Annotated in this window: 15 protein-coding genes; 12 read left to right on the top strand and 3 right to left on the bottom strand. The window is 62.1% G+C overall.

Features of this window, described 5'->3' with window-relative positions:
- Positions 1-3 precede the first annotated feature (3 nt).
- Positions 4-1,344: a TRZ/ATZ family hydrolase gene (locus CW360_RS02400; RefSeq protein ID WP_101192620.1), complete on the bottom strand. Its 1,341-nt coding sequence runs from the start codon at positions 1,342-1,344 to the stop codon at positions 4-6.
- A 121-nt stretch (positions 1,345-1,465) separates the two neighbouring features.
- Between CW360_RS02400 and mtnA the strand changes: the two genes are divergently transcribed.
- The 8 genes from mtnA (at position 1,466) to rpsA (ending at position 13,624) form a co-directional block, all read left to right on the top strand.
- Positions 1,466-2,545, top strand: coding sequence for an S-methyl-5-thioribose-1-phosphate isomerase (mtnA, locus tag CW360_RS02395; RefSeq protein ID WP_101192619.1), 1,080 nt, complete (start codon positions 1,466-1,468; stop codon positions 2,543-2,545).
- A gap of 117 nt (positions 2,546-2,662) precedes the next feature.
- On the top strand, positions 2,663-5,410 hold the full coding sequence (gene gyrA / locus CW360_RS02390) for a DNA gyrase subunit A (RefSeq protein ID WP_101192618.1): 2,748 nt from the start codon (positions 2,663-2,665) through the stop codon (positions 5,408-5,410).
- 64 nt (positions 5,411-5,474) lie between these two features.
- Complete coding sequence (gene serC / locus CW360_RS02385; RefSeq protein ID WP_245874650.1) at positions 5,475-6,557, top strand: 3-phosphoserine/phosphohydroxythreonine transaminase; 1,083 nt, start codon at positions 5,475-5,477, stop codon at positions 6,555-6,557.
- Positions 6,557-7,654, top strand: a complete 1,098-nt coding sequence (gene pheA / locus CW360_RS02380) for a prephenate dehydratase (protein WP_101192616.1) — start codon at positions 6,557-6,559, stop codon at positions 7,652-7,654. Before serC ends, pheA begins: the two co-directional genes overlap by 1 nt.
- A 128-nt stretch (positions 7,655-7,782) precedes the next feature.
- Positions 7,783-8,895 (top strand): histidinol-phosphate transaminase, encoded by a 1,113-nt coding sequence (gene hisC, locus CW360_RS02375; protein ID WP_101192615.1) that lies wholly within the window; start codon positions 7,783-7,785, stop codon positions 8,893-8,895.
- A gap of 10 nt (positions 8,896-8,905) precedes the next feature.
- Positions 8,906-11,143: a bifunctional prephenate dehydrogenase/3-phosphoshikimate 1-carboxyvinyltransferase gene (locus tag CW360_RS02370; RefSeq protein WP_101192614.1), complete on the top strand. Its 2,238-nt coding sequence runs from the start codon at positions 8,906-8,908 to the stop codon at positions 11,141-11,143.
- Positions 11,140-11,805: a (d)CMP kinase gene (gene cmk / locus CW360_RS02365; protein WP_093986819.1), complete on the top strand. Its 666-nt coding sequence runs from the start codon at positions 11,140-11,142 to the stop codon at positions 11,803-11,805. Before CW360_RS02370 ends, cmk begins: the two co-directional genes overlap by 4 nt.
- 136 nt (positions 11,806-11,941) lie before the next feature.
- Positions 11,942-13,624: a 30S ribosomal protein S1 gene (rpsA, locus tag CW360_RS02360; protein WP_093986820.1), complete on the top strand. Its 1,683-nt coding sequence runs from the start codon at positions 11,942-11,944 to the stop codon at positions 13,622-13,624.
- Positions 13,625-13,691: 67 nt separating this feature from the next.
- On the opposite strand, the gene CW360_RS02355 is transcribed toward rpsA, so the two are convergent.
- A complete protein-coding gene (locus tag CW360_RS02355) occupies positions 13,692-14,642 on the bottom strand; it encodes a patatin-like phospholipase family protein (RefSeq protein WP_101192613.1) in 951 nt (316 codons plus the stop codon).
- On the bottom strand, positions 14,639-17,347 hold the full coding sequence (locus CW360_RS02350; RefSeq protein ID WP_101192612.1) for a cation-transporting P-type ATPase: 2,709 nt from the start codon (positions 17,345-17,347) through the stop codon (positions 14,639-14,641). The genes CW360_RS02355 and CW360_RS02350 overlap by 4 nt, the downstream gene beginning before the upstream one ends.
- Positions 17,348-17,524: 177 nt before the next feature.
- Between CW360_RS02350 and CW360_RS02345 the strand changes: the two genes are divergently transcribed.
- The 4 genes from CW360_RS02345 to CW360_RS02330 all read left to right on the top strand — a co-directional run bounded on the left by CW360_RS02345 (position 17,525) and on the right by CW360_RS02330 (position 22,291).
- The gene (locus tag CW360_RS02345; protein WP_093986823.1) at positions 17,525-18,442 is read left to right on the top strand and encodes an AAA family ATPase; all 918 of its coding nucleotides are present in this window, start codon (positions 17,525-17,527) and stop codon (positions 18,440-18,442) included.
- Entirely contained in the window at positions 18,442-19,404 is a 963-nt protein-coding gene (locus CW360_RS02340) for a DUF58 domain-containing protein (RefSeq protein ID WP_101192611.1), read from the top strand. Before CW360_RS02345 ends, CW360_RS02340 begins: the two co-directional genes overlap by 1 nt.
- Positions 19,401-21,389 carry a transglutaminase TgpA family protein gene (locus tag CW360_RS02335; protein ID WP_101192610.1) on the top strand — a complete coding sequence of 663 codons (1,989 nt, stop codon included), beginning with the start codon at positions 19,401-19,403 and terminating at the stop codon, positions 21,387-21,389. Before CW360_RS02340 ends, CW360_RS02335 begins: the two co-directional genes overlap by 4 nt.
- A gap of 104 nt (positions 21,390-21,493) precedes the next feature.
- Entirely contained in the window at positions 21,494-22,291 is a 798-nt protein-coding gene (locus tag CW360_RS02330; RefSeq protein WP_101192609.1) for an acyl-CoA thioesterase, read from the top strand.
- Positions 22,292-22,295: the final 4 nt, after the last annotated feature.

Raw genomic sequence — 22,295 nt, 5'->3', positions numbered from 1 at the left:
TCCTCAGGCAGTCGCTGTCGGGCTGCCGGTAATGCGCCCGGCCCATTGCTGGGCCTGGCTGATCAGTTGTTCTTCGTCCTGGCGTAGCAGGCGTCCATTGTCCAGCAGTTGCTTGCCGGCAACCCATAGGTGGCGGGTGCACTGGCGGTTGGCTGCATAGATCAGTTGTGAAACCGGATCATACAGAGGTTGGCAGCCGAGCCCCGAGAGGTCGAAGCTGACCAGGTCGGCCAGTTTGCCGATTTCCAGTGAGCCGATTTGTGTGTCCAGGCCCAGTGCGCGGGCGCCATTGAGCGTAGCCATACGCAATGCGCGATGGGCGTCCAGGGCCTGCGCCGAACCGGCGACGGCCTTGGCCAGCAAGGCGGCAGTACGGGTTTCGCCGAGCAGGTCGAGGTCGTTGTTGCTGGCGGCGCCGTCCGTGCCGATCGCTACATTGACCCCGGCTTGCCATAGGCGTTCTACCGGGCAGAAGCCGCTGGCCAACTTGAGGTTGGACTCCGGGCAGTGGATGACGCTGGCATTGCTTTCCACCAGCATGGCCAGGTCGCTTTCGTCGATCTGGGTCATGTGCACGGCTTGCAGGCGTGGTCCCAACAGGCCCAGGCGCTGCAGGCGAGCCAGCGGGCGTTGGCCGTGGCTGGCCAGGCTTTGCTCGATTTCCCCGGCGGTTTCGTGGATGTGCATGTGGATACCGGCATCCACTTCCTCGGCCAGCATGGCGATGTTGGCCAGCTTGTCGTCACTCACCGTATAGGGCGCATGCGGGCCGAAGGCCACGCTCAGGCGTGGATGCTGGCGTAGGTCATCGAACAGTTGCAGGCCATGGCGTAACGCGTCCTGGGCATCCAGTGCACCGGGCACTGGGAAGTCGAGCAGAGGAATGCTGATCTGTGCGCGCACGCCGCAGGCATGCACCACTTCGCTGGCAACCTGCGGATAGAAATACATGTCGGCAAAGCAGCTGATGCCAGCCTTGACCTGTTCGGCGATCGCCAGAGCGGTGCCGCAGCGCACGAATGCCTCATCCACCCAACGGCTTTCCGCAGGCCAGATATGCTCCTGCAGCCAGCTCATCAGTGGCAGGTCATCGGCCAGGCCGCGCAGCAAGGTCATGGCGGCGTGTCCGTGGGCATTGACCAGTCCGGGGCAAAGCAGCTGCCCGGGCAGTTCACGTACCTCGCGGGCCTCCAGGCGTAGCGCCTGTTCGCGTGGAGCAATGAGGGCGATGCGTCCGTCACGAATGCCCAGCGCATGTTCACGCAGTACCACGCCAGCCGGTTCCACCGGTACCAGCCAGGTGGGCAGTAACAGCAGGTCGAGCGGGGCAGGCTGGTTGGGCATCGCAGGGCTTCCGGCGGATTGGGTCGCGCAGTATAACCGAGGCATGCGTTTCGTGACCTGGCTGCGGCAATGCCGCATTGGGTGCGTATACTGCGCGACCTTTATGTAGAGGGAGAGTGTTATGCGCGAGCAGTTGCTGGCGGCGGAACAAATCCAGGCCATCCACTGGCGCGATGACGCCTTGTACCTGCTTGATCAGCGTCTGCTGCCGGAGCAGCAGGTCTGGCTGGCGTTCGACAGTGCGGCCGGGGTGGCGCGGGCGATTGCCGAGATGATTGTGCGCGGCGCTCCGGCCATCGGTATCGCTGCCGCCTATGCCGTGGTGCTGGCTGCCCGGCAGCGCCGGGATCAGGCGCTGCCCGCGCAATTGGCCGGGCTTGAGGCCGATTGCCGTTTGTTGGCAGCCGCACGCCCTACGGCAGTCAACCTCAGCTGGGCACTGAATTGCATGCGTGAGCGCTGGCTGCGTCTGCGCCCCGGCGAAGACCTGCTACAGGTTCTGGAAGCAGAAGCGCGAGGCATTCATGCCAGTGACCGCGAAGCCAATCTGACCATGGCGCAGTACGGCATGGAACAGATTCGTCGTCACCAGGCCAGTCGGCAATGCCTGCTCACCCACTGCAATGCCGGTGCCCTGGCGACGGGAGGCTTTGGCACTGCGCTGGGAGTAATCCGCGCCGCGCATCTGGCCGGCCTGGTGGAGCGGGTGTATGCCGATGAAACCCGCCCCTGGCTGCAGGGCGCCCGCTTGACCGCCTGGGAGCTGGCCGAGGATGGTGTGCCGGTCTACCTGAATGCCGACGTGGCAGCGGCGCATCTGATGAAGAGCGGGGAAATCACCTGGGTGATTGTCGGCGCTGACCGGATAGCCGCCAATGGTGATGTAGCCAACAAGATCGGTACCTATCAGCTGGCCATCAATGCCATGCATCATGGCTTGCGCTTCATGGTGGTGGCTCCCAGTTCGACCATCGACATGAGCCTGGCGCATGGCGACGACATTCCCATCGAGGAGCGTGATGGCCGCGAATTGCTGGAGCTGGGCGGGCAGCGCGTGGCTGCCGAGGTGCCTGCGGTCAATCCGGTGTTCGATGTCACTCCCGCCGACCTGATTGACGTGATCGTCACTGAAAAAGGTGTGGTCGAACGCCCCACGGAAGAGAAAATGGCCCAGCTGATGAGTCGCAAGCGCTTGCATTGAGTGGCTTGGCCGGCTGCTGCCAGCTGCTGCGCTTGTCGGCAGCCTTGTGGCGCCGTGCTGTGGTACTATCGGCGGCTTATCGCAGGACCCCGCTTATAACAAGGAACCTGGCTACCTATGGGCGAACTGGCCAAAGAAATCCTCCCGGTCAATATCGAAGACGAGCTGAAACAGTCCTACCTCGACTACGCCATGAGCGTGATCGTCGGGCGTGCGCTGCCGGATGCGCGTGATGGCTTGAAGCCGGTGCACCGCCGCGTGCTGTATGCCATGAGCGAATTGGGCAACGACTGGAACAAGCCCTACAAGAAGTCCGCCCGTGTGGTCGGTGACGTGATCGGTAAATACCACCCGCACGGTGACATTGCTGTCTACGACACCATCGTGCGCATGGCCCAGCCTTTCTCGCTGCGCTATATGCTGGTCGATGGCCAGGGTAACTTCGGTTCGGTGGACGGCGACAATGCCGCGGCCATGCGCTACACCGAGGTGCGCATGGCCAAGCTGGCCCATGAGCTGCTGGCCGACCTGGACAAGGAAACCGTCGACTGGGTGCCCAACTACGACGGCACCGAGCAGATTCCTGCGGTCATGCCGACCAAGATCCCCAACCTGCTGGTCAACGGCTCGTCGGGCATCGCCGTGGGCATGGCCACCAACATCCCGCCGCACAACCTGAGCGAGGTGATCGACGGCTGCCTGGCGTTGATCGACAACCCCGAGCTGACCGTCGACGAACTGATGCACTACATCCCCGGTCCGGATTTCCCCACCGCGGGCATCATCAACGGCCGCGCAGGCATCATCGAGGCCTACCGCACCGGTCGTGGGCGCATCTACATGCGTGCCCGCGCTACCGTCGAGGAGATGGAGAAGGGCGGTAACCGCCAGCAAATCATCGTTACCGAACTGCCCTACCAGCTGAACAAGGCGCGGCTGATCGAGAAGATTGCCGAGCTGGTCAAAGAGAAGAAGATCGAAGGCATCACCGAGCTGCGCGACGAGTCCGACAAGGACGGCATGCGCGTGGTCATCGAGTTGCGTCGTGGTGAAGTCGGCGAGGTGGTGCTGAATAACCTCTACGCGCAGACCCAGATGCAGAGCGTATTCGGTATCAACGTGGTGGCCCTGGTCGACGGCCAGCCGCGCACGCTGAACCTCAAGGACATGCTCGAGGTTTTCGTTCGTCACCGTCGCGAAGTGGTGACCCGTCGCACCGTCTACGAACTGCGCAAGGCGCGCGAGCGTGGCCACATCCTCGAAGGCCAGGCGGTCGCCCTGTCCAACATCGACCCAGTCATCGAACTGATCAAGGCTTCGCCGACGCCGGCCGAGGCCAAGGAGCGCCTGATCGCCACGGCCTGGGAATCCTCTGCCGTGGAAGCCATGGTGCAGCGTGCTGGTGCCGATTCCTGCCGCCCGGAAGACCTGGATCCGCAGTATGGTCTACGCGAGGGCAAGTACTACCTGTCGCCCGAGCAGGCCCAGGCCATTCTTGAGCTGCGCCTGCACCGCCTGACCGGCCTAGAGCACGAGAAGCTGCTGGCCGAGTACCAGGAAATCCTCACCCAGATCGGCGAGCTGATTCGTATCCTGACCAGTGCCGAGCGCTTGATGGAAGTGATCCGTGAGGAGTTGGAGAAGGTCAAGGCCGAGTTCGGCGATGCCCGCCGTACCGAGATTCGTGCCAGCCAGGAAGACCTGACCATTGCCGACCTCATTCCCGAGGAAGAGCGTGTGGTGACCATCTCCCATGGTGGCTATGCCAAGAGCCAGCCGCTGGCTGCCTACCAGGCCCAGCGTCGCGGCGGCAAGGGCAAGTCGGCCACCGGGGTGAAGGACGAGGATTACATCGAGCACCTGCTGGTCGCCAACAGCCATGCCACCCTGCTGCTGTTCTCCAGCAAGGGCAAGGTCTACTGGCTGCGCACCTTCGAGATCCCCGAGGCTTCGCGTACTGCGCGTGGTCGCCCGCTGGTCAACCTGCTGCCGCTGGACGAGGGTGAGCGTATCACCGCGATGCTGCAGGTCGACCTGGAGGCCTTGCGCCAGCAGGCCGCCGAACAGGGCGAGGAGCTGGACGACAGCGATGGCGCAGTGATCGAGGGCGAGCTGGTCGAGCCTGAAGTAGCTGACATTGCCGAAGAGCTCGATGGTGAAGTGGCCGATGATGAACAGGATGAGCCGACCGGCGCCTACATCTTCATGGCCACCGCCTTCGGTACCGTGAAAAAGACCCCCCTGGTGCAGTTCAGCAAACCGCGCTCCAGCGGCCTGATCGCCCTCAAGCTGGAGGAGGGCGACACGTTGATCGCTGCTGCGATCACCGATGGTGCCAAGCAGGTCATGCTGTTCTCCGATGCCGGCAAGGTGATCCGCTTCAAGGAAAAACACGTCCGCACCATGAGTCGTATCGCTCGCGGCGTACGAGGCATGCGCCTGGCTGAAGGGCAGCGGCTGATTTCCATGCTGATCCCCGAGCCGGGGGCGCAGATCCTGACCGCGTCTGCGCGTGGCTATGGCAAACGTACGGCCATGGATGAGTTCCCGCGGCGTGGTCGTGGTGGCCAGGGGGTGATCGCCATGGTCATCAACGAGCGTAACGGTCAGCTGGTAGGCGCCATCCAGGTGCAGGACGGTGAGGAGATCATGCTGATTTCCGATCAGGGCACCCTGGTGCGTACCCGTGTCGACGAGCTGCGCGTAATGGGGCGCAACACCCAGGGCGTGATTCTCATCAAACTGGCCAGCGATGAAACGCTGGTTGGCCTGGAGCGCGTGCAGGAGCCCTCTGGCGTGGATGAGGACGAGCTGCTGGATGGCGAAGGCGATGATGATGCCGAGAGCAGTGTCGCCGAGGAATAACCGATAACCCCGTATGACGCACCGCCGCCTGGCCGGCGGTTGCGCTGAGCCGAGAGAACCACACGTGAAGCGAGCCCACAATTTCTGCGCCGGCCCAGCCGCGCTGCCTACCGCTGTACTGCAACGTGCCCAGGCCGAGATGCTTGACTGGCAGGGTAAGGGATTGTCGGTGATGGAAATGAGCCATCGCAGCGACGAGTATGTAGCCATTGCCGAGAAGGCCGAGCAGGATCTGCGCGACCTGCTGTGCATCCCCAACGACTACAAGGTGCTGTTCCTGCAGGGCGGGGCGAGCCAGCAGTTTGCCGAGATTCCGCTCAACCTGCTGCCCGAAGACGGCGTGGCCGACTATATCGAGACCGGTATCTGGTCGAAGAAGGCTATCGAAGAAGCGCAGCGCTACGGGCGAGTGAATGTCGCCGCGAGCGCCAAGGGCTATGACTACTTCGCCATTCCCGGACAGAACGAGTGGCAGCTGTCTAAAGACGCGGCCTACGTGCACTACGCCAGCAACGAGACCATTGGCGGCCTGCAGTTCGACTGGATTCCCGAGGTGGGCGACACCCCGCTGGTGGTGGACATGTCCTCGGACATCCTCTCCCGCGAGATCGACGTCTCCAAGTTCGGCCTGATCTACGCCGGCGCGCAGAAGAACATCGGCCCCAGCGGCCTGGTCGTCGCGATCATCCGTGAAGACCTGCTGGGTCGCGCCCGCAGCGTCTGCCCGACCATGCTCAACTACAAGATCGCCGCCGACAACGGCTCCATGTACAACACCCCGGCGACCTATTCCTGGTATCTCTCCGGCCTGGTCTTCGAGTGGCTGAAGGAGCAGGGTGGCGTTGCTGCGATGGAGAAGCGCAACAAGGCGAAGAAGGACCTGCTGTACAAGGCCATCGATGCCAGCGACTTCTACACCAACCCGATCCAGCCGAGCGCCCGCTCGTGGATGAACGTACCGTTCCGGCTGGCCGATGAGAAGCTCGACAAGGCCTTCCTGGCCGGCGCCGAAGCGCGCGGCCTGCTCAACCTGAAAGGGCACCGCTCGGTAGGTGGTATGCGCGCCTCGATCTACAACGCGACCGGCCTGGATGCCGTCGAGGCGCTGGTGGCCTACATGGCCGAGTTCGAGAAGGAGCATGCCTGATGAGCGACGTTGATCAGCTCAAGGCGCTGCGGGTGCGTATCGACAGCCTCGACGAGAAGATCCTCGAGCTGATCAGTGAGCGCGCGCGCTGTGCCCAGGATGTGGCGCGGGTCAAGACGCTGGCGCTCAAGGAAGGCGAAAAGCCGGTGTTCTATCGTCCCGAGCGTGAAGCCTGGGTGCTCAAGCACATCATGGAACTGAACAAGGGGCCGCTGGACAACGAGGAAATGGCGCGTCTGTTCCGCGAGATCATGTCCTCCTGCCTGGCCCTGGAGCAGCCGCTGAAGATCGCCTACCTCGGCCCCGAGGGGACGTTCAGTCAGGCCGCAGCGCTCAAGCATTTCGGTCATGCGGTGGTCAGCCAGCCGATGGCGGCCATCGACGAAGTGTTCCGCGAAGTGGCCGCCGGGGCGGTCAATTTCGGTGTGGTGCCGGTGGAAAACTCCACCGAGGGCGCCATCAACCACACCCTGGACAGCTTCCTCGAGCATGACCTGGTGATTTGTGGCGAGGTGGAACTGCGCATCCACCATCACCTGCTGGTCGGCGATACCACCAAGACCGACAAGATCACCCGTATCTATTCCCACGCACAGTCCCTGGCTCAGTGCCGCAAGTGGCTCGACGCGCATTATCCGAATGTCGAGCGGGTTGCCGTGGCCAGCAACGCCGATGCCGCCAAGCGCGTGAAGAGCGAATGGAACAGTGCGGCGATTGCCGGTGATATGGCTGCCGAGCTCTACGGTCTGAGCAAGTTGCAGGAGAAGATCGAAGATCGTCCGGACAACTCCACACGGTTTCTGATCATCGGCAACCAGGAAGTGCCACCAACCGGTGATGACAAGACGTCGATCATCGTTTCCATGAGCAACAAGCCGGGGGCTTTGCATGAGCTGCTGGTGCCGTTCCACAACAATGGCATCGACCTGACGCGCATCGAAACCCGCCCGTCACGCAGTGGCAAATGGACCTATGTGTTCTTCATCGACTTCGTCGGCCATCACCGTGATCCGCTGATTCGCGACGTGCTGGAGAAAATTGGCGAGGAAGCCGTGGCGCTCAAGGTACTGGGCTCTTATCCGAAAGCCGTTCTGTAAGCGCGGCCTAAAGGCTGAAGGCTAGACGACAAAAGCGGTACGGATGTGCCGATGAACTAGGGCGGGCTAGAGCGCTGATCGCTCAGCCTATAGCCCCCTGCGACTGGTGAAGCCAGTTGGAGCTGAAAATGAGTTGCGATTTCCTCGCCCTGGCTGTGCCGGGGGTGCAAAAACTCTCCCCCTATGTGCCTGGCAAGCCGGTGGATGAACTGGCCCGTGAGCTAAATCTCGACCCGGCCGGTATCGTCAAGCTGGCCAGTAACGAGAACCCACTGGGCCCCAGCCCCAAAGTGCTGGCCGCGGTGCAGGCCAGCTTGGCAGAGCTGACGCGCTACCCCGATGGCAGTGGGTTCGTGCTCAAGCAGGCGCTGGCTGAGCGTTGCCGGGTACGCCCGGAACAGGTCACGCTGGGCAACGGCTCCAATGATGTACTGGAGCTGGTAGCGCGTGCCTGGTTGGCGCCAGGGCGCAATGCGGTATTCAGTCAGTACGCCTTTGCCGTCTATCCGATTGCCACGCAGGCTGCCGGTGCCGAAGCACGCTGCGTGCCGGCGCGTGACTATGGTCATGACCTGCCGGCCATGCTGGCGGCGATCGATGGCAATACCCGGGTGGTGTTCCTGGCCAATCCTAACAACCCGACCGGGACCTGGTTCTCGGCCGAGGCTTTGGAGGCGTTCCTCGCCGCGGTGCCTGAGCACGTGCTGGTGGTGCTGGATGAGGCCTATATCGAATACGCCAGTGCCAGCGACCTGCCCGATGGCCTGGATTACCTGGCACGCTATGCCAATCTCATCGTTTCCCGCACCTTCTCCAAGGCCTACGGCCTGGCTGCCTTGCGGGTCGGTTACGCGCTTTCTTCAGCGCAGGTGGCCGAAGTGCTCAACCGCGTACGCCAGCCGTTCAATGTCAACAGCCTGGCATTGGATGCGGCCTGCGCGGCCCTTGCTGATGAGCAGTACCTGGCTGCCAGTCGTGCACTCAACGATGCCGGCATGCAACAACTGGAAGCAGGTTTTAGCGCACTTGGCCTGCGCTGGATAAGCTCGCGGGGTAATTTCATTACCCTCGATCTGGGCCGCGATGCGGCACCGATCAACCAGGCGCTGTTGCACAAGGGCGTGATCGTCAGGCCGTTGGCTGGTTATGGGCTGGCGAATTTCCTGCGTATTTCCATCGGCACCCAGGCCGAGAATGCGCGCTTCCTGCAGGCGCTGGGCGAGGTGCTGCAGGGTGTCTGATTCGCGTGCAATGCTTTCCTCGCGGCAATCCGGCCCGCCGCTGTTTGGTCGTCTGGTGGTGATCGGCCTGGGACTCATTGGTGGTTCCTTCGCCAAGGGGCTACGTGAACGTGGGCTGTTCTTCGAAGTGGTGGGTGTCGACCTGGATGCACAGTCCTGCCAGCTGGCCGTGCAGCAGGGCGTGGTCGACCGCTGCGAAAGCGACCTGGCCAAGGCCTGCCAGGGGGCGGACGTAATCCAGCTGGCTGTGCCTATCCTGGCGATGGAGAAACTGCTCGGACAACTAGCGCAGCTGGACCTCGGTGATGCGGTGCTGACCGATGTAGGCAGTGCCAAGGGCAGCGTGGTGCGTGCCGCGCGTCGTGTGCTGGAGGGGCGCCTGGCGCGCCTGGTGCCGGGACATCCGATTGCCGGTTCCGAACAGAGTGGGGTGGAGGCGGCCAAGGCCGATCTGTTTCGTCGCCACAAAGTGATCCTGACCCCGCTGGCGGAGACGGATGCTGCGGCGTTGGCGCGCATCGACCTGCTGTGGCGCGAGCTGGGTGCCGATGTCGAACACATGGATATCGAGCACCATGACCAGGTACTGGCAGCCACCAGTCATCTGCCGCACATGCTGGCCTTTACCCTGGTTGATTCGCTGGCCAAGCGCAGCGAAAACCTGGAGATCTTCCGCTATGCCGCGGGAGGTTTCCGAGACTTTACCCGTATTGCCGGCAGTGACCCGGTGATGTGGCACGACATCTTCATTGCCAACCGTGATGCCGTACTGCGCACCCTGGACGCCTTCCGCGATGACCTGGATGCTCTGCGCGAAGCCGTTGCCGAGGGTGATGGTCATCACCTGCTCGGGGTGTTTACCCGTGCCCGGGTAGCCCGTGAACATTTCAGTAAAATCCTGGCCCGTCGGGCCTATGTGGACGCCATGCATAACAACGATCTGATCTTTCTTGCCCAGCCGGGTGGTAGCGTCAAGGGCCGTATCCGGGTTCCGGGCGACAAGTCCATCTCGCACCGTTCGATCATGCTCGGCTCGCTTGCCGAGGGGACTACCGAAGTCGAGGGTTTCCTCGAGGGTGAAGATGCCCTGGCTACCCTGCAGGCCTTTCGTGACATGGGGGTGGTTATCGAGGGGCCGCATCATGGTCGGGTAACCATTCACGGCGTCGGCCTGCACGGTTTGCAAGCGCCACCTGGGCCGCTCTACCTGGGTAACTCGGGTACGTCGATGCGCCTGCTGGCCGGTTTGCTGGCCGCGCAGCCCTTTGATAGCACACTGACTGGTGATGCGTCGTTGTCCAAGCGCCCGATGAATCGTGTGGCTAAACCGCTGCGTGCCATGGGTGCAGTGATCGAGACCGGGCCGGAAGGTCGCCCGCCATTGACCATTCGTGGCGGCCAGCGTCTGACCGGCATGGACTACGAAATGCCCATGGCCAGTGCCCAGGTGAAATCCTGCCTGCTGCTGGCGGGCCTGTATGCCGCCGACAGCACCTCGGTCAGCGAGCCTGCACCAACCCGCGATCATACCGAGCGGATGCTGCGTGGTTTCGGCTATCCGGTGTCTGTCGAGGGCAACACGGCGCGCGTGGCTTCCGGCCACAAGTTGACGGCTTGCCATATCGAAGTGCCGGCGGATATTTCCTCGGCGGCGTTCTTCCTGGTTGCCGCCAGTATTGCCGAAGATGCGGATGTGCTGCTGGAGCATGTCGGTATCAACCCGACACGCACCGGGGTGATCGATATCCTCAAGTTGATGGGTGCCGATATCAGCCTGGAAAACCTGCGCGAAGTCGGCGGCGAGCCGGTGGCGGATATTCGCGTGCGTTCCGCGCAACTCAAGGGTATCGATATTCCTGAGGATCTGGTGCCGCTGGCCATCGACGAGTTCCCCGTGCTGTTCATTGCCGCCGCTTACGCCGAGGGTCGTACCGTGCTGCGCGGTGCAGAGGAGCTGCGCGTCAAGGAGTCTGACCGCATTCAGGTCATGGCCGATGGTCTGCAGGCTCTGGGGGCGCAGGTCCAGCCGACACCGGATGGCATCATCATCGATGGCGGGCGACTGGCGGGTGGTGAGGTCTGGGCGCATGGCGACCACCGTATCGCCATGTCTTTCAGTGTGGCTGCGTTGCGCGCCGATGGTGTGATCCGCATCCATGATTGCGCGAATGTCGCCACCTCTTTTCCCAACTTCCTGGCGCTGTGTCAGCAGGTGGGTATGCGCGTGGCGCAAGAGGGTAAGGCATGACGGCCCAGGTTATTGCCATCGACGGGCCGAGCGGCTCGGGCAAAGGCACGCTGGCTGGTCTGCTGGCGGCGCGTCTGGGTTGGCGGTTGCTGGACTCCGGCGCCCTCTATCGGCTGCTGGCCTATGCCGCCGGCAAGCATGGAATTGCCCTGGACAATGAAGCGGCGCTGGCGATGCTGGCGGCCAATCTCGATGTGCAGTTCGTTGCCGGCGGGATCATTCTGGAAGGGGAAAGCGTTACCGAGCGCATTCGCAATGAGCAGGTCGGCGCCGGGGCGTCGCAAGTGGCTGCCCTGCCGGCTGTGCGGGATGCCTTGCTGCAGCGCCAACGGGCATTTCGAGAGGCGCCTGGCCTGGTGGCCGACGGGCGTGATATGGGCACGGTGGTGTTTCCCGATGCGCCGCTGAAGATTTTTCTTACCGCCAGCGCGGAAGAGCGGGCGCGTCGCCGTTACCTGCAGTTGAAAGCCAAGGGTGAAGATGTTAGCCTGCCGAGTCTGCTAGAAGAGATTCAGGCGCGGGATGACCGGGACATGAATCGTGCGGTTGCTCCGCTCAAGCCGGCAGTCGATGCAATTCAGCTGGACTCGACGGAAATGTCCATCGAGGAAGTGCTGGAACGAATTCTCCAGGAAGCCGCCCAGCGCGACTTACTGGATTGAAAGACCACAGGCGTGGTCGCAAACGTTGTGCCAGGAGTCCAGTCATCGTCCTGCATGGCGTTTTTACGTGAACGAACCCACATTGTCTGGAATGTGGTTTGGGCAGATAGCCTGCCCTTGATCAACAGGAATCAACATGAGCGAAAGCTTTGCAGAACTTTTTGAAGAAAGCCTGAAAACCCTCGACATGCAGCCGGGCGCCATCATCACCGGCATCGTGGTCGACATCGATGGTGACTGGGTCACCGTCCATGCCGGTCTGAAGTCCGAGGGCGTCATCCCGGTCGAGCAGTTCTATAACGAACAGGGCGAGCTGACCATCAAGGTAGGTGACGAGGTCCACGTTGCACTGGACGCGGTTGAAGATGGCTTTGGTGAAACCAAGCTGTCCCGCGAAAAAGCCAAGCGCGCGGAATCCTGGATTGTTCTGGAAGCGGCCTTCGCTGCTGAAGAAGTGGTCAAGGGCGTCATCAACGGCAAGGTCAAGGGTGGCTTCACCGTTGACGTCAATGGCATCCGTGCATTCCTGCCGGGTTCGCTGGTTGATGTTCGTCCGGTGCGTGATACCACTCACCTGGAAGGCAAAGAGCTGGAGTTCAAGGTCATCAAGCTCGACCAGAAGCGCAACAACGTTGTCGTTTCCCGTCGCAGCGTGCTGGAAGCCGAGAACAGCGCCGAGCGCGAAGCCCTGCTGGAAAACCTGCAGGAAGGCCAGCAAGTCAAAGGTATCGTCAAGAACCTCACCGACTACGGTGCGTTCGTTGACCTGGGTGGCGTCGATGGTCTGCTGCACATCACCGACATGGCCTGGAAGCGTATCAAGCATCCGTCGGAAATCGTCAACGTTGGCGACGAGATCGATGTCAAGGTGCTGAAGTTCGATCGCGAGCGCAACCGCGTATCGCTGGGTCTGAAGCAACTGGGCGAAGATCCGTGGGTTGCCATCAAGGCCCGTTACCCGGAAGGGACCCGTGTTACCGCTCGCGTCACCAACCTCACCGATTACGGCTGCTTCGCCGAGCTGGAAGAGGGTGTCGAAGGCCTGGTGCACGTATCCGAGATGGATTGGACCAACAAGAACATTCACCCGTCGAAAGTCGTTCAGGTTGGCGATGAAGTGGAAGTTCAGGTTCTCGACATCGACGAAGAGCGTCGTCGTATCTCCCTGGGCATCAAGCAGTGCAAGTCCAATCCTTGGGAAGACTTCTCTGGCCAGTTCAACAAGGGCGACAAGATCTCCGGCACCATCAAGTCGATCACCGATTTCGGTATCTTCATCGGCTTGGACGGCGGCATCGATGGTCTGGTTCACCTGTCCGACATCTCCTGGAACGAAGCCGGCGAAGAAGCCGTGCGTCGCTTCAAGAAAGGCGACGAGCTGGAAACCGTCATCCTGTCTGTTGACCCGGAGCGTGAGCGTATCTCCCTGGGCATCAAGCAGCTGGAAGATGATCCGTTCAGCAACTACGTTTCCCTCAACGACAAGGGCAGCATTGTCCGCGGCGTAGTCAAGGAAGTAGATGCCAAGGGTGCCATCATCACCCTGGCTGACGAGATCGAAGGCGTGCTCAAAGCCTCTGAAATCAGCCGTGATCGCGTTGAAGACGCGCGCAACGTGCTGAAGGAAGGCGACGAAGTTGAAGCCAAGATCATCAGCGTTGATCGCAAGTCCCGCGTTATCAGCCTGTCCGTCAAGTCCAAAGACGTCGAAGACGAGAAGGACGCGATGAAAGAGCTGCGTAACAAGCAGGAAGCTGAGAGCACTGGTCCGACCACCATTGGTGATCTGATCCGTGCCCAGATGGGCAACCAGAACTAAGTTCTGTGTTTCCAGCAAAAGGGCGACTTCGGTCGCCCTTTTGCATTTCAGTGCAGGCTGAACGCTGTCAGCCCTGCCTTTCAAATTGCTCGAGGCTGTCGCGGGCAATCTGTCGTCCCAGCTGGATCAGCTCAGGGGCCTTGTAGAACTCAAAGAAACGACAGACGCGCTTGGGCACGTTGATCAGCAGGTCCGGCGGATAACCGGCAATCTTGTACTGCGCCAGCGAGCTTTGCATGACCTCGAAACTCTGATTGACCAGCTCCAGCAGGGAAGCCGGCCCGTTGATCTCGGAAACCTGCGAGCCACTGGCCGAGCGTGCGGCGCGCGGGGTGGCTGGCTCGTCAGGCAGTTCCAGTTCGCTACTGCGGCGCAGAAAGGGTAAGCGTTCACCCAGGCTGCCCATCAGCTGATCCAGGCGTTGCTTGAAGGCTGCAGGCCGTTCGATTTGCGGCAGGCTGTAGTGCCGGTGATTATCGCCGTTGAGGTTCACCGCAATGATCAGGTCGCAATGACTGGAGACCACCGGAATGATCGGCAGCGGATTGAGCAGGCCGCCATCGACCAACATGCGTGAGCCTTGCACGACGGGGCTGAACAGGCTGGGAATGGCTGCCGAAGCGCGCATGGCCTGATGCAGGCAGCCTTCCTGGAACCAGATCTCCTGCTGATTGCTCAGGTCGGTGGCTACCGCCGTGAAGGGAATGGGCAGTTCCTCAATGCTGATTTCACCGAGGATGTCGCGAATCTTGCCGAAGATCTTTTCACCGCGAATGGCGCCCAGGCGAAAGCTCACATCAAGCAGGCGCAGGACGTCCAGATAATCAAGGCTTTCGCACCATCGGCGGTACTCGTCGAGTTTTCCGGCCGCATAGATGCCGCCGACTACTGCGCCCATTGAGCAGCCGGCGATGCAGTCAATCTGATAGCCGCGGGCCAGCAGTTCTTCGATGACGCCGATGTGCGCATAGCCACGGGCGCCACCCGAACCCAGTACCAGGGCAACACGTTGGCTCATGGGGTTTCCTTGTGGATAGATGAAAGCTGCCAGCGGCGCAGCAGGTATTTTTCCAGTTCGCTGAGCAGGCAGATCAAGACGGCTACGGGCAGGCAGTACAGCCAGCCTTGCCAGCCGATGCTTTGCGTGGCGAACAGCTGCTGCAGCCAGGCTAGCTCGATGAAGGCCAGTTGCAGGACAAGCAGTATGCCAACCATTGTCCAGGCCATGGGGTTGTCGCGCCAGGCGAAGTTGGCCACACCATGCAGGCGTCGCGTACTGAACAGATAGCCCATTTCACCCAGCACCAGAGCATTGACTGCCAGGCTGCGGCTGGCCTCCAGGCTCCAGCCCAATTGCTGGCTGTAGAGGAACAGCCCGAGGCATGCGCCGCTCAGCAAGAGCGAAACGAAAACAATGCGCCATAGCAGCAGGCCGGAGAGTAAAGGCTGACGAGGGTCGCGTGGCGGACGCTGCATAAGCCCGGCTTCTGCCGGCTCAAAGGCCAGGGCCAGGGCCAGGGTCACGGCGGTGACCATGTTTACCCAGAGAATTTGTAGGGGAGTGATGGGCAGTTGTAGCCCCAGCAGGATGGCGCTGAGCATGACCATGGCCTGTCCGCCATTGGTCGGCAGAATGAACAGAATGGACTTCTTCAGGTTGTCATACACGGCACGGCCCTGAGCAACGGCACGCTCCAGGGTGGCGAAGTTGTCATCGGCGAGGACCATCTGTGCCGCTGACTTGGCCGCTTCGGTACCTTTTATGCCCATGGCGATACCAATGTCGGCTCGTTTGAGGGCGGGGGCGTCATTGACGCCATCGCCAGTCATGGCCACCCGTGCGCCACAGGCTTGCAGGCGCTGTACCAGGCGGAGCTTGTGCTCGGGAGTGGTGCGGGCAAATACAGCTGTTTCGTCCAGGCAGGCATCCAAGGCCGGATCGTCGAGCTCATCAAGTTGCGCCCCGGTCAGTGCGCGCGTACCGACCAGGCCCAGACGTGCCGCGATGGCTGTAGCCGTGGCGACATGGTCGCCAGTGATCATCTTCACCGCGATGCCGGCGCTGTGGCAGGCGGCAATGGCGCGTATAGCCTCCTCGCGGGGCGGGTCCTGCAGGCCAACCAGTCCGAGCAGGATGAACTGCGCCTCGATGTCGGCATAGTCGAGTTGCTGCTTATCAGCCGGCATCCTGCGCATACCGATGCCGAGCATGCGCAGGCCCATGCTGGCACCCTGATGCAGGCAGTCTTGCCAGTAGTTACGGTCGATAGGACGCGCCTGGGCGTCCTGCCATTGTTGGTCAGCTACCTCCAGCAGGCGTTCCGGCGCGCCGATCCAGTACAGGTAGCCATTGCCGTGATGGTCGTGATGCAAGCTGGCGGTGCAACGGCGTTCGCTGCTGAAAGGCAGGCTGTCCACGCGCGGCTGTTCGGCATGCTCGGCGCTACTGTCCAGGCCCAACTTGCCGGCCAGGGTGAGCAGCGCGGCCTCGGTAGGATCGCCGCTGATCTGCCAGGTGTCCTGGTCGCGGTACAGGGTGCCATGGTTGGCCAGCAACCCGGAGCGTGCCAATTGCAGCACCTCAGCGGGGATTTTTTCCAGCGTTTCGCCGCAAGCGTTGCACAGCGCACCGTAGGGGGCATAGCCAATGCCCTCGACCTGATAGTGCGCGGTGGCACAGAACAGGTGTTGTACGGTCATTTCGTTGCGCGTGAGGGTGCCGGTCTTGTCCGAGCAGATCACGGTCACGGCACCAAGGCTCTCCACGGCAGGTAGCCGACAGATGATCGCCCGCTCGCGGGCCATGCGCTGTACGCCCAGTGCCAGGATAATGGTCAATACGGCGGGCAGTCCTTCGGGAATCGCCGCCACTGCGAGGCTCACGCTGGCCATGAGCAGTTCCGCGCTACTGTAGTCGCGCAGTAGAAATCCGAAGGCCAGGGTAGCCGCCGCCAATACGAGAATGACCAGGCTGAGCTGCCGGGCAAAACGTGCCATGTCGCGTAGTAGCGGCGTTTGGAGTACCTCAACCTGTTGCAGCAGGTGGCTGATGCGCCCGAGTTCGGTAGCCTGTCCGGTGGCGACCACGACCCCGTAACCACTCCCCGTGCTGACCAGGCAGCCGGAGTAGGCCATGCTTTGCCGGTCGGCCAGTACGGCGCTGCTGCTCACTGGCTCGCTTTGCTTGTCAGCGGGAAGCGATTCGCCGGTCAAGGCCGCTTCTTCGATGCGCAGGTCGCGGCAGTTGAGCAGGCGCAGGTCGGCCGGTACGCGATCGCCTTCTTCGAGCAGGACGATGTCACCGGGTACCAGTTGTTCGGCGGGCAGCTCTTGCAAGCCGTGTTCACGGCGTACCCGGCAGTGCAGGCTGAGCAGGCCGGCAATGGCGCGCATGGCCTGCTCGGCACGGCCTTCCTGAATGAAACCGACCAGTGCATTGATCAGGACTACGCCGAGGATCACCAGGCTGTCCAGCCAGTGGCCGAGCAGCAGCGTCAGGCCGGCACAACCTAGCAGGACATAGATCAGGGTGTTCTGCATCTGGCGCAGAAAACGGCGCCAGGCCGGTAGCGGAGGGGCCGACGGCAGACTGTTGGGGCCATACTGCTGAACGCGTTGCTGCACCTGCTCGGCCGTCAGCCCGCTGGACTGGCTGTCCAGCTGCTGCAGACAACTTGCACCGTCCAGAGCATGCCAGGCTGGGGTGTCATGATGCGTTTGCATAAGGCCTCCTGCATGAATGATGCGTTTCATCCTGGATGACAGACTGCCTGCCGCACCGGGCATAAATCAATAAACAGCCGTGCAGGGCGAGCGCATCTGGTAAGTAAACATGTCACGGAGCTACCGTCGTCGGTTGCGACGACTTAGCATGTGCCTATCAGGACGAGGAGACTGTTCATGCACGATACGCTGCAAGCCTGTCAGCAGGCGATCAATCAGGTATTGCTGGGCAAGCAGACCCAGGTTCGCCTGGCGTTGGCCTGTCTGCTGGCACGTGGTCATCTGCTCCTTGAGGACCTGCCCGGCATGGGCAAAACGACCCTCAGCCAGGCGCTGGCACGGGTGCTTGGGCTGAGTTATCAACGCATCCAGTTCACCTCCGACCTGTTGCCGGGGGACATCCTGGGTACTTCGGTATTTGATCGCCAGAGCAGTGCCTTTGTCTTTCATCCCGGGCCGATCTTTGCCGAGCTGGTATTGGCTGACGAGATCAACCGAGCCACACCGAAAAGCCAGAGCGCCTTGCTGGAAGCTATGGAAGAAGGGCAGGTCAGTATCGAGGGGCAGACCCGCCCGTTGCCCGATCCTTTTTTCGTCATCGCCACGCAGAACCCGGTGACCCAGAGTGGCACATTCGCCTTGCCCGAATCGCAGCTCGATCGTTTTCTCATGCGCCTGTCACTTGGTTATCCGTCGCTGGCGGCAGAAAAGGCGCTGCTGCTCGGCGAGCAGCGACGCGCCTTGTTGCCGCGCCTGGAGCCGTTGCTTGACCATGCCCGTCTGGCCCAGTTGCAGGCACTGGTACCACAGATTCGCGCCAGCGATGCACTGGTCGATTACGTGCTGCGCCTGGCCCAGGCTACCCGCAGTCACACGCAATTCGCCTGGGGGCTGTCGCCGCGTGGCAGCCTGGCATTACTGAATGCAGCCAAGGCCTGGGCACTGCTGGAACAGCGTGATTATGTGATTCCCGAGGATGTACAGGCGGTATTGCCCGCGGTAGCCGGGCACCGTCTGCGCGAGGCCAGTGATGGCAGTGGGCAGAGCGGCCATGGGTTGGTGCAATGGCTGCTGCGTGAAGTGCCGGTGCTTTGATGTACCACAGTGGATGGCTACAGCGCGGCTGGCGCGGCTGGCTGGATCGGCGCATACCGGCGGCGCGCCAGCTGGAGCTAAACCAGCGACGGATTTTCATCCTGCCAAGTGCTGCCGGGGTGACCTTCGCGGTCACCTTGCTGGTCATGCTGCTGGCGGCGATCAATTACCAGAACAGCATGGCCTATGCGCTGACCTTTTTGCTCGGCGCACTGTTTGTCGTAGCGATCCTGCATACCTACCGCAACCTGGCGGGCCTGCAGCTGAGTGCCAGCAATAACAGCGCAGTTTTCTCAGGCGAACAGGCCGCTTTTACTGTGCAGTTGCATAGCCCGCAGCGTGCCAGGCTGGCTATTGCGCTGGGCTGGTCGGCGGATGCCCTGGAATGCCTGGACGTGCCTGGCGATGGCCAGGCGGAGTGTCGCCTGAGCCTGCCGGCGAGCCGGCGCGGCTGGCTGCTGGCACCGCGTCTGCGCGTGGAAAGTCGCTATCCGCTGGGCCTGTTGGTGGCCTGGAGTTGGCTGGATCTGCAGCAGCGTGTGCTGGTCTATCCGGCTCCGCTGAGCTGCACGCTACCACCGCTGGCAGCGGGGCAGCAGGCCGAGGAGCTGGACGGACGACGTGCCCGTGCTGAGGGTGTTGATGACTTCGCTGGTTTGCGCGCCTACCAGCCAGGCGATGCCTTGCAGCGCCTGGACTGGAAGGCCTATTCGCGTGGCCAGGGCCTGCAGGTTCGACAGTTTCAGGCCTTGGCCGGGCATGACTGGTGTCTTGACCTAGCGGTTATGGAGGGTGATCTGGAAAGCCGTTTGAGTCAGTTGTGCCATTGGGTGCTGCAGCTCAGTGCCCAGCAGCAGCCCTTTGCGCTGCGCCTGGGGGGGCTGGAGATTGCGCCGGGCAGTGGCGCCCAACATCGCGAACAGTGCCTGCAGGCACTGGCTTTGTATGGGAAGGCCGCATGAGCAGTAGCCCGATGCTCACGCGCCATGCGCTGACCTGGCTGCTGCTGGCACAAGCTTTGGCGATCATTCCGCACCTGCTACATGTGCCGCTGTGGATCCTCGCACTCTGGCTGTTCTGTCTAGGCTGGCGTATCCAGATTGTCCGCATGCGCCTGCCAGCACCCAAGACGGCGGCCAAGCTCTTGCTGTTGCTGTTGGCGGGGAGCGCGGTGTACCTGTCGCGGGGTAGTCTGGTTGGTCTGGAAGCCGGTGTGGTGCTGCTGGTCGCCGCATTCATTCTCAAACTGGTGGAAATGCACAGCCGGCGGGATGGCCTGGTGCTGATCTTCCTCGGCTTCTTCGTGGTGCTGACCTATTACCTGTTCGATAGCAGCCTGCTGGCGGCGTTATACAGCCTGTTGCCGATCAGCGCACTGCTGACCGCGTTGATCGCCTTGCAGCGTCCTGCTGGTACGCTGGGTGCTCGGCATAGTTTACGCACGGCCAGTAGCCTGTTGCTGCAGGCGCTACCGCTGATGCTGCTGATGTTCCTGCTGTTTCCGCGCATCGCACCGCTGTGGAGCCTGCCGGTGGCCAAGGAGCGTGGCGTCACCGGGTTGGCAGAGAGCATGAGCCCTTATGACATGGTTGAGCTCAGTCGCTCCAGCGAACTGGCCTTCCGTGTCACGTTCGAGGGGCCCTTGCCGCCCCGTGAGCAGCTTTATTGGCGTGGCCTGACCCTGGAGCACTTCGACGGTCGGCGCTGGTCACGGCGCGACAGTGCTTTTTCCGGGCAGGTGGCGCCGAGCTGGCAGCCGCAGGGCGAATCCTTGAGTTACAGCGTGATCATGCAGCCCACGGGCCAGCCTTGGCTGTTCAGCCTGGACACACCGCAACACGCCATCCCTCGGGTGGACATGCAGCAAGGGTTCTATCTGCAGCGACGGCGACCCGTCGATCAGTTATTCAGCTATCAATTGACTTCCTGGCCCGAGGCCGTTCGCGAAGCCGAAGCCGCACCAAGCAATCTGCGTGCCTCACTACGCCTGCCTGCCCAGGGTAATCCGCGTGCGCGGGCCTGGGGCAACGAGTTGCGCGCACGCTTCGCTGACGACGAACAGCTGGTGGCGTATCTGCTGGAGGAGTTCAATCGCCAGCCATTCGTTTACACCCTGCGACCTCCCAGCTATGGCGAGGAGGCCGTCGACGAATTCCTTTTCGATCAGCGCCGAGGTTTTTGTGCCCACTATGCCGGCGCCATGACGCTGGTGCTGCGCGCCGCGGGTATTCCGGCGCGGGTGGTGGCAGGCTATCAGGGTGGCGAATTCAATCCGCAGGGCAGTTATCTGCAGGTACGCCAGTTCGATGCCCATGCCTGGGTGGAATACTGGCGTCCGGGGCAGGGCTGGCGAAGCGTCGACCCCACCTATCAGGTGGCGCCGCAGCGTATCGAGATGAGCCTGCAGGATGCGGTCGCCGAGGAGGGCAGCTTCCTGGAAGGCGAGCTGCTCTCGCCGTTGCGTTATCGCGACCGGCCCTGGCTCAATCAGCTGCGCCTGCACTGGGAAAGTATCAACCATGGCTGGCAGCGCTGGGTGCTGGGATACCAGGAAGAGCAGCAACTGGCTTTCCTGCAGCGCTGGTTGGGACAACTGGATGGCTGGCGACTAGCGAGCTGGTTGGCGGGCCTGGCTGTGCTGGCTATGGGGGTGTTGGCCCTGTGGCTGTTCAAACCCTGGCAGCAACGAGGCACGCCCGCGCAACGCCTGTTGCTGCGTTATGAACGATTGCTGGCACAGCATGGATTGCCCCGCCAGCCGGGCGAGGGAATACGTGCCTACGCCCGTCGCGCGGCGCGCAAGTTGCCTGAGCAGGCCACGGCTATCGAGGCGTTCAGTCGCTACTACGAGCAGTTGCAGTATGCCGAGCGGGGTGATCTGTCCGCACTGCGGCAGGCCTATGTGCAGCTGCGCCGGCGTATGCAGCGATGGCCCTGGTCACGCTAGCGGGGCAGGGCAGCGCTGTCTGGCTTGTCGGCTGAAATGCACGCTTTGAATTTGCCTGGCAGGTCACTAGTATCGCCCTTCCAGCAGTCAGGCGAGGAGCCGGCATGAACTTCCAGGAACTACTCGACGCCCAGCGCACTGGGCAGCTCGCCGGGCTGCCGGAGGACTGGGGGCAAGGGCGTACGCTGTTTGGCGGCATGATGGCCGCGTTACTGCTGGACGCCATGCGTCAGCAGGTGCCGGCGGAGCGCTGTCTGCGTGCCTTGTCGATCAGCTTCATTGCTCCGGCAGCGCTGGGGCAGGGTATGCAGGTCGAAGTCGAACTGCTGCGCGAGGGGCGCGCCGTCAGCCAGTTGCTGGCGCGAGCCAGCCAGGATGGACAGGTGGTAGCGCTGCTGCAGGGCAGTTTCGGGGCCTCACGCCTTTCGCAGGTACAGGTTGCTGGGCTACCAGCGCCGTCTTTCAAAGCGGCTGAGGTCTGCCAACGCATGCCCTGGTTGCCTGGCATCACGCCTAATTTCACCCAGCATTTCGACATGCGCTGGGCGGTGGGTGGCCTGCCTTTCAGCGGCAATCTTTCACGGGAAATGGGCGGTTGGGTGAGTTTTGCTGACGTGCAACTGGCCGATCAACGTCTGGATGAGTGCCATCTGCTGGGGCTGGTGGATGCCTGGCCGCCGGCCTTGCTGCCACACTTGAAGGCACCGGCTGCCGGCAGTTCGCTGACTTGGACCATCGAGTTCATGCAGCCCTTGCAGGTCTGTGCAGCAAATAGCCGTTTTGCCTACCTGGCAACCATCGAGCACGCCGCCGATGGCTATGGCCATGTAGCGGCGGGTTTGTGGGACAGTCAGGGCCGGCAAGTGGCCATCAGTCGACAGACGGTGACGGTGTTTGCCTGAATGA

Origin of the sequence: Pseudomonas fluvialis (assembly GCF_002835605.1) — a bacterium.
Classification (GTDB): domain Bacteria; phylum Pseudomonadota; class Gammaproteobacteria; order Pseudomonadales; family Pseudomonadaceae; genus Aquipseudomonas; species Aquipseudomonas fluvialis.
The sequence above is the reverse complement of the archived record's forward strand: the minus strand, read 5'-3'. Positions and strand labels throughout refer to the sequence as shown.

Bases quoted from the DNA above. Each gene is read 5' to 3' on its own strand.
- CW360_RS02400 (WP_101192620.1), bottom strand. From the start codon at position 1,344: ATGCCCAACCAGCCTGCCCCGCTCGACCTGCTGTTACTGCCCACCTGG.
- mtnA (WP_101192619.1), top strand. From the start codon at position 1,466: ATGCGCGAGCAGTTGCTGGCGGCGGAACAAATCCAGGCCATCCACTGG.
- gyrA (WP_101192618.1), top strand. From the start codon at position 2,663: ATGGGCGAACTGGCCAAAGAAATCCTCCCGGTCAATATCGAAGACGAG.
- pheA (WP_101192616.1), top strand. From the start codon at position 6,557: ATGAGCGACGTTGATCAGCTCAAGGCGCTGCGGGTGCGTATCGACAGC.
- hisC (WP_101192615.1), top strand. From the start codon at position 7,783: ATGAGTTGCGATTTCCTCGCCCTGGCTGTGCCGGGGGTGCAAAAACTC.
- CW360_RS02370 (WP_101192614.1), top strand. From the start codon at position 8,906: ATGCTTTCCTCGCGGCAATCCGGCCCGCCGCTGTTTGGTCGTCTGGTG.
- cmk (WP_093986819.1), top strand. From the start codon at position 11,140: ATGACGGCCCAGGTTATTGCCATCGACGGGCCGAGCGGCTCGGGCAAA.
- rpsA (WP_093986820.1), top strand. From the start codon at position 11,942: ATGAGCGAAAGCTTTGCAGAACTTTTTGAAGAAAGCCTGAAAACCCTC.
- CW360_RS02355 (WP_101192613.1), bottom strand. From the start codon at position 14,642: ATGAGCCAACGTGTTGCCCTGGTACTGGGTTCGGGTGGCGCCCGTGGC.
- CW360_RS02350 (WP_101192612.1), bottom strand. From the start codon at position 17,347: ATGCAAACGCATCATGACACCCCAGCCTGGCATGCTCTGGACGGTGCA.
- CW360_RS02345 (WP_093986823.1), top strand. From the start codon at position 17,525: ATGCACGATACGCTGCAAGCCTGTCAGCAGGCGATCAATCAGGTATTG.
- CW360_RS02340 (WP_101192611.1), top strand. From the start codon at position 18,442: ATGTACCACAGTGGATGGCTACAGCGCGGCTGGCGCGGCTGGCTGGAT.
- CW360_RS02335 (WP_101192610.1), top strand. From the start codon at position 19,401: ATGAGCAGTAGCCCGATGCTCACGCGCCATGCGCTGACCTGGCTGCTG.
- CW360_RS02330 (WP_101192609.1), top strand. From the start codon at position 21,494: ATGAACTTCCAGGAACTACTCGACGCCCAGCGCACTGGGCAGCTCGCC.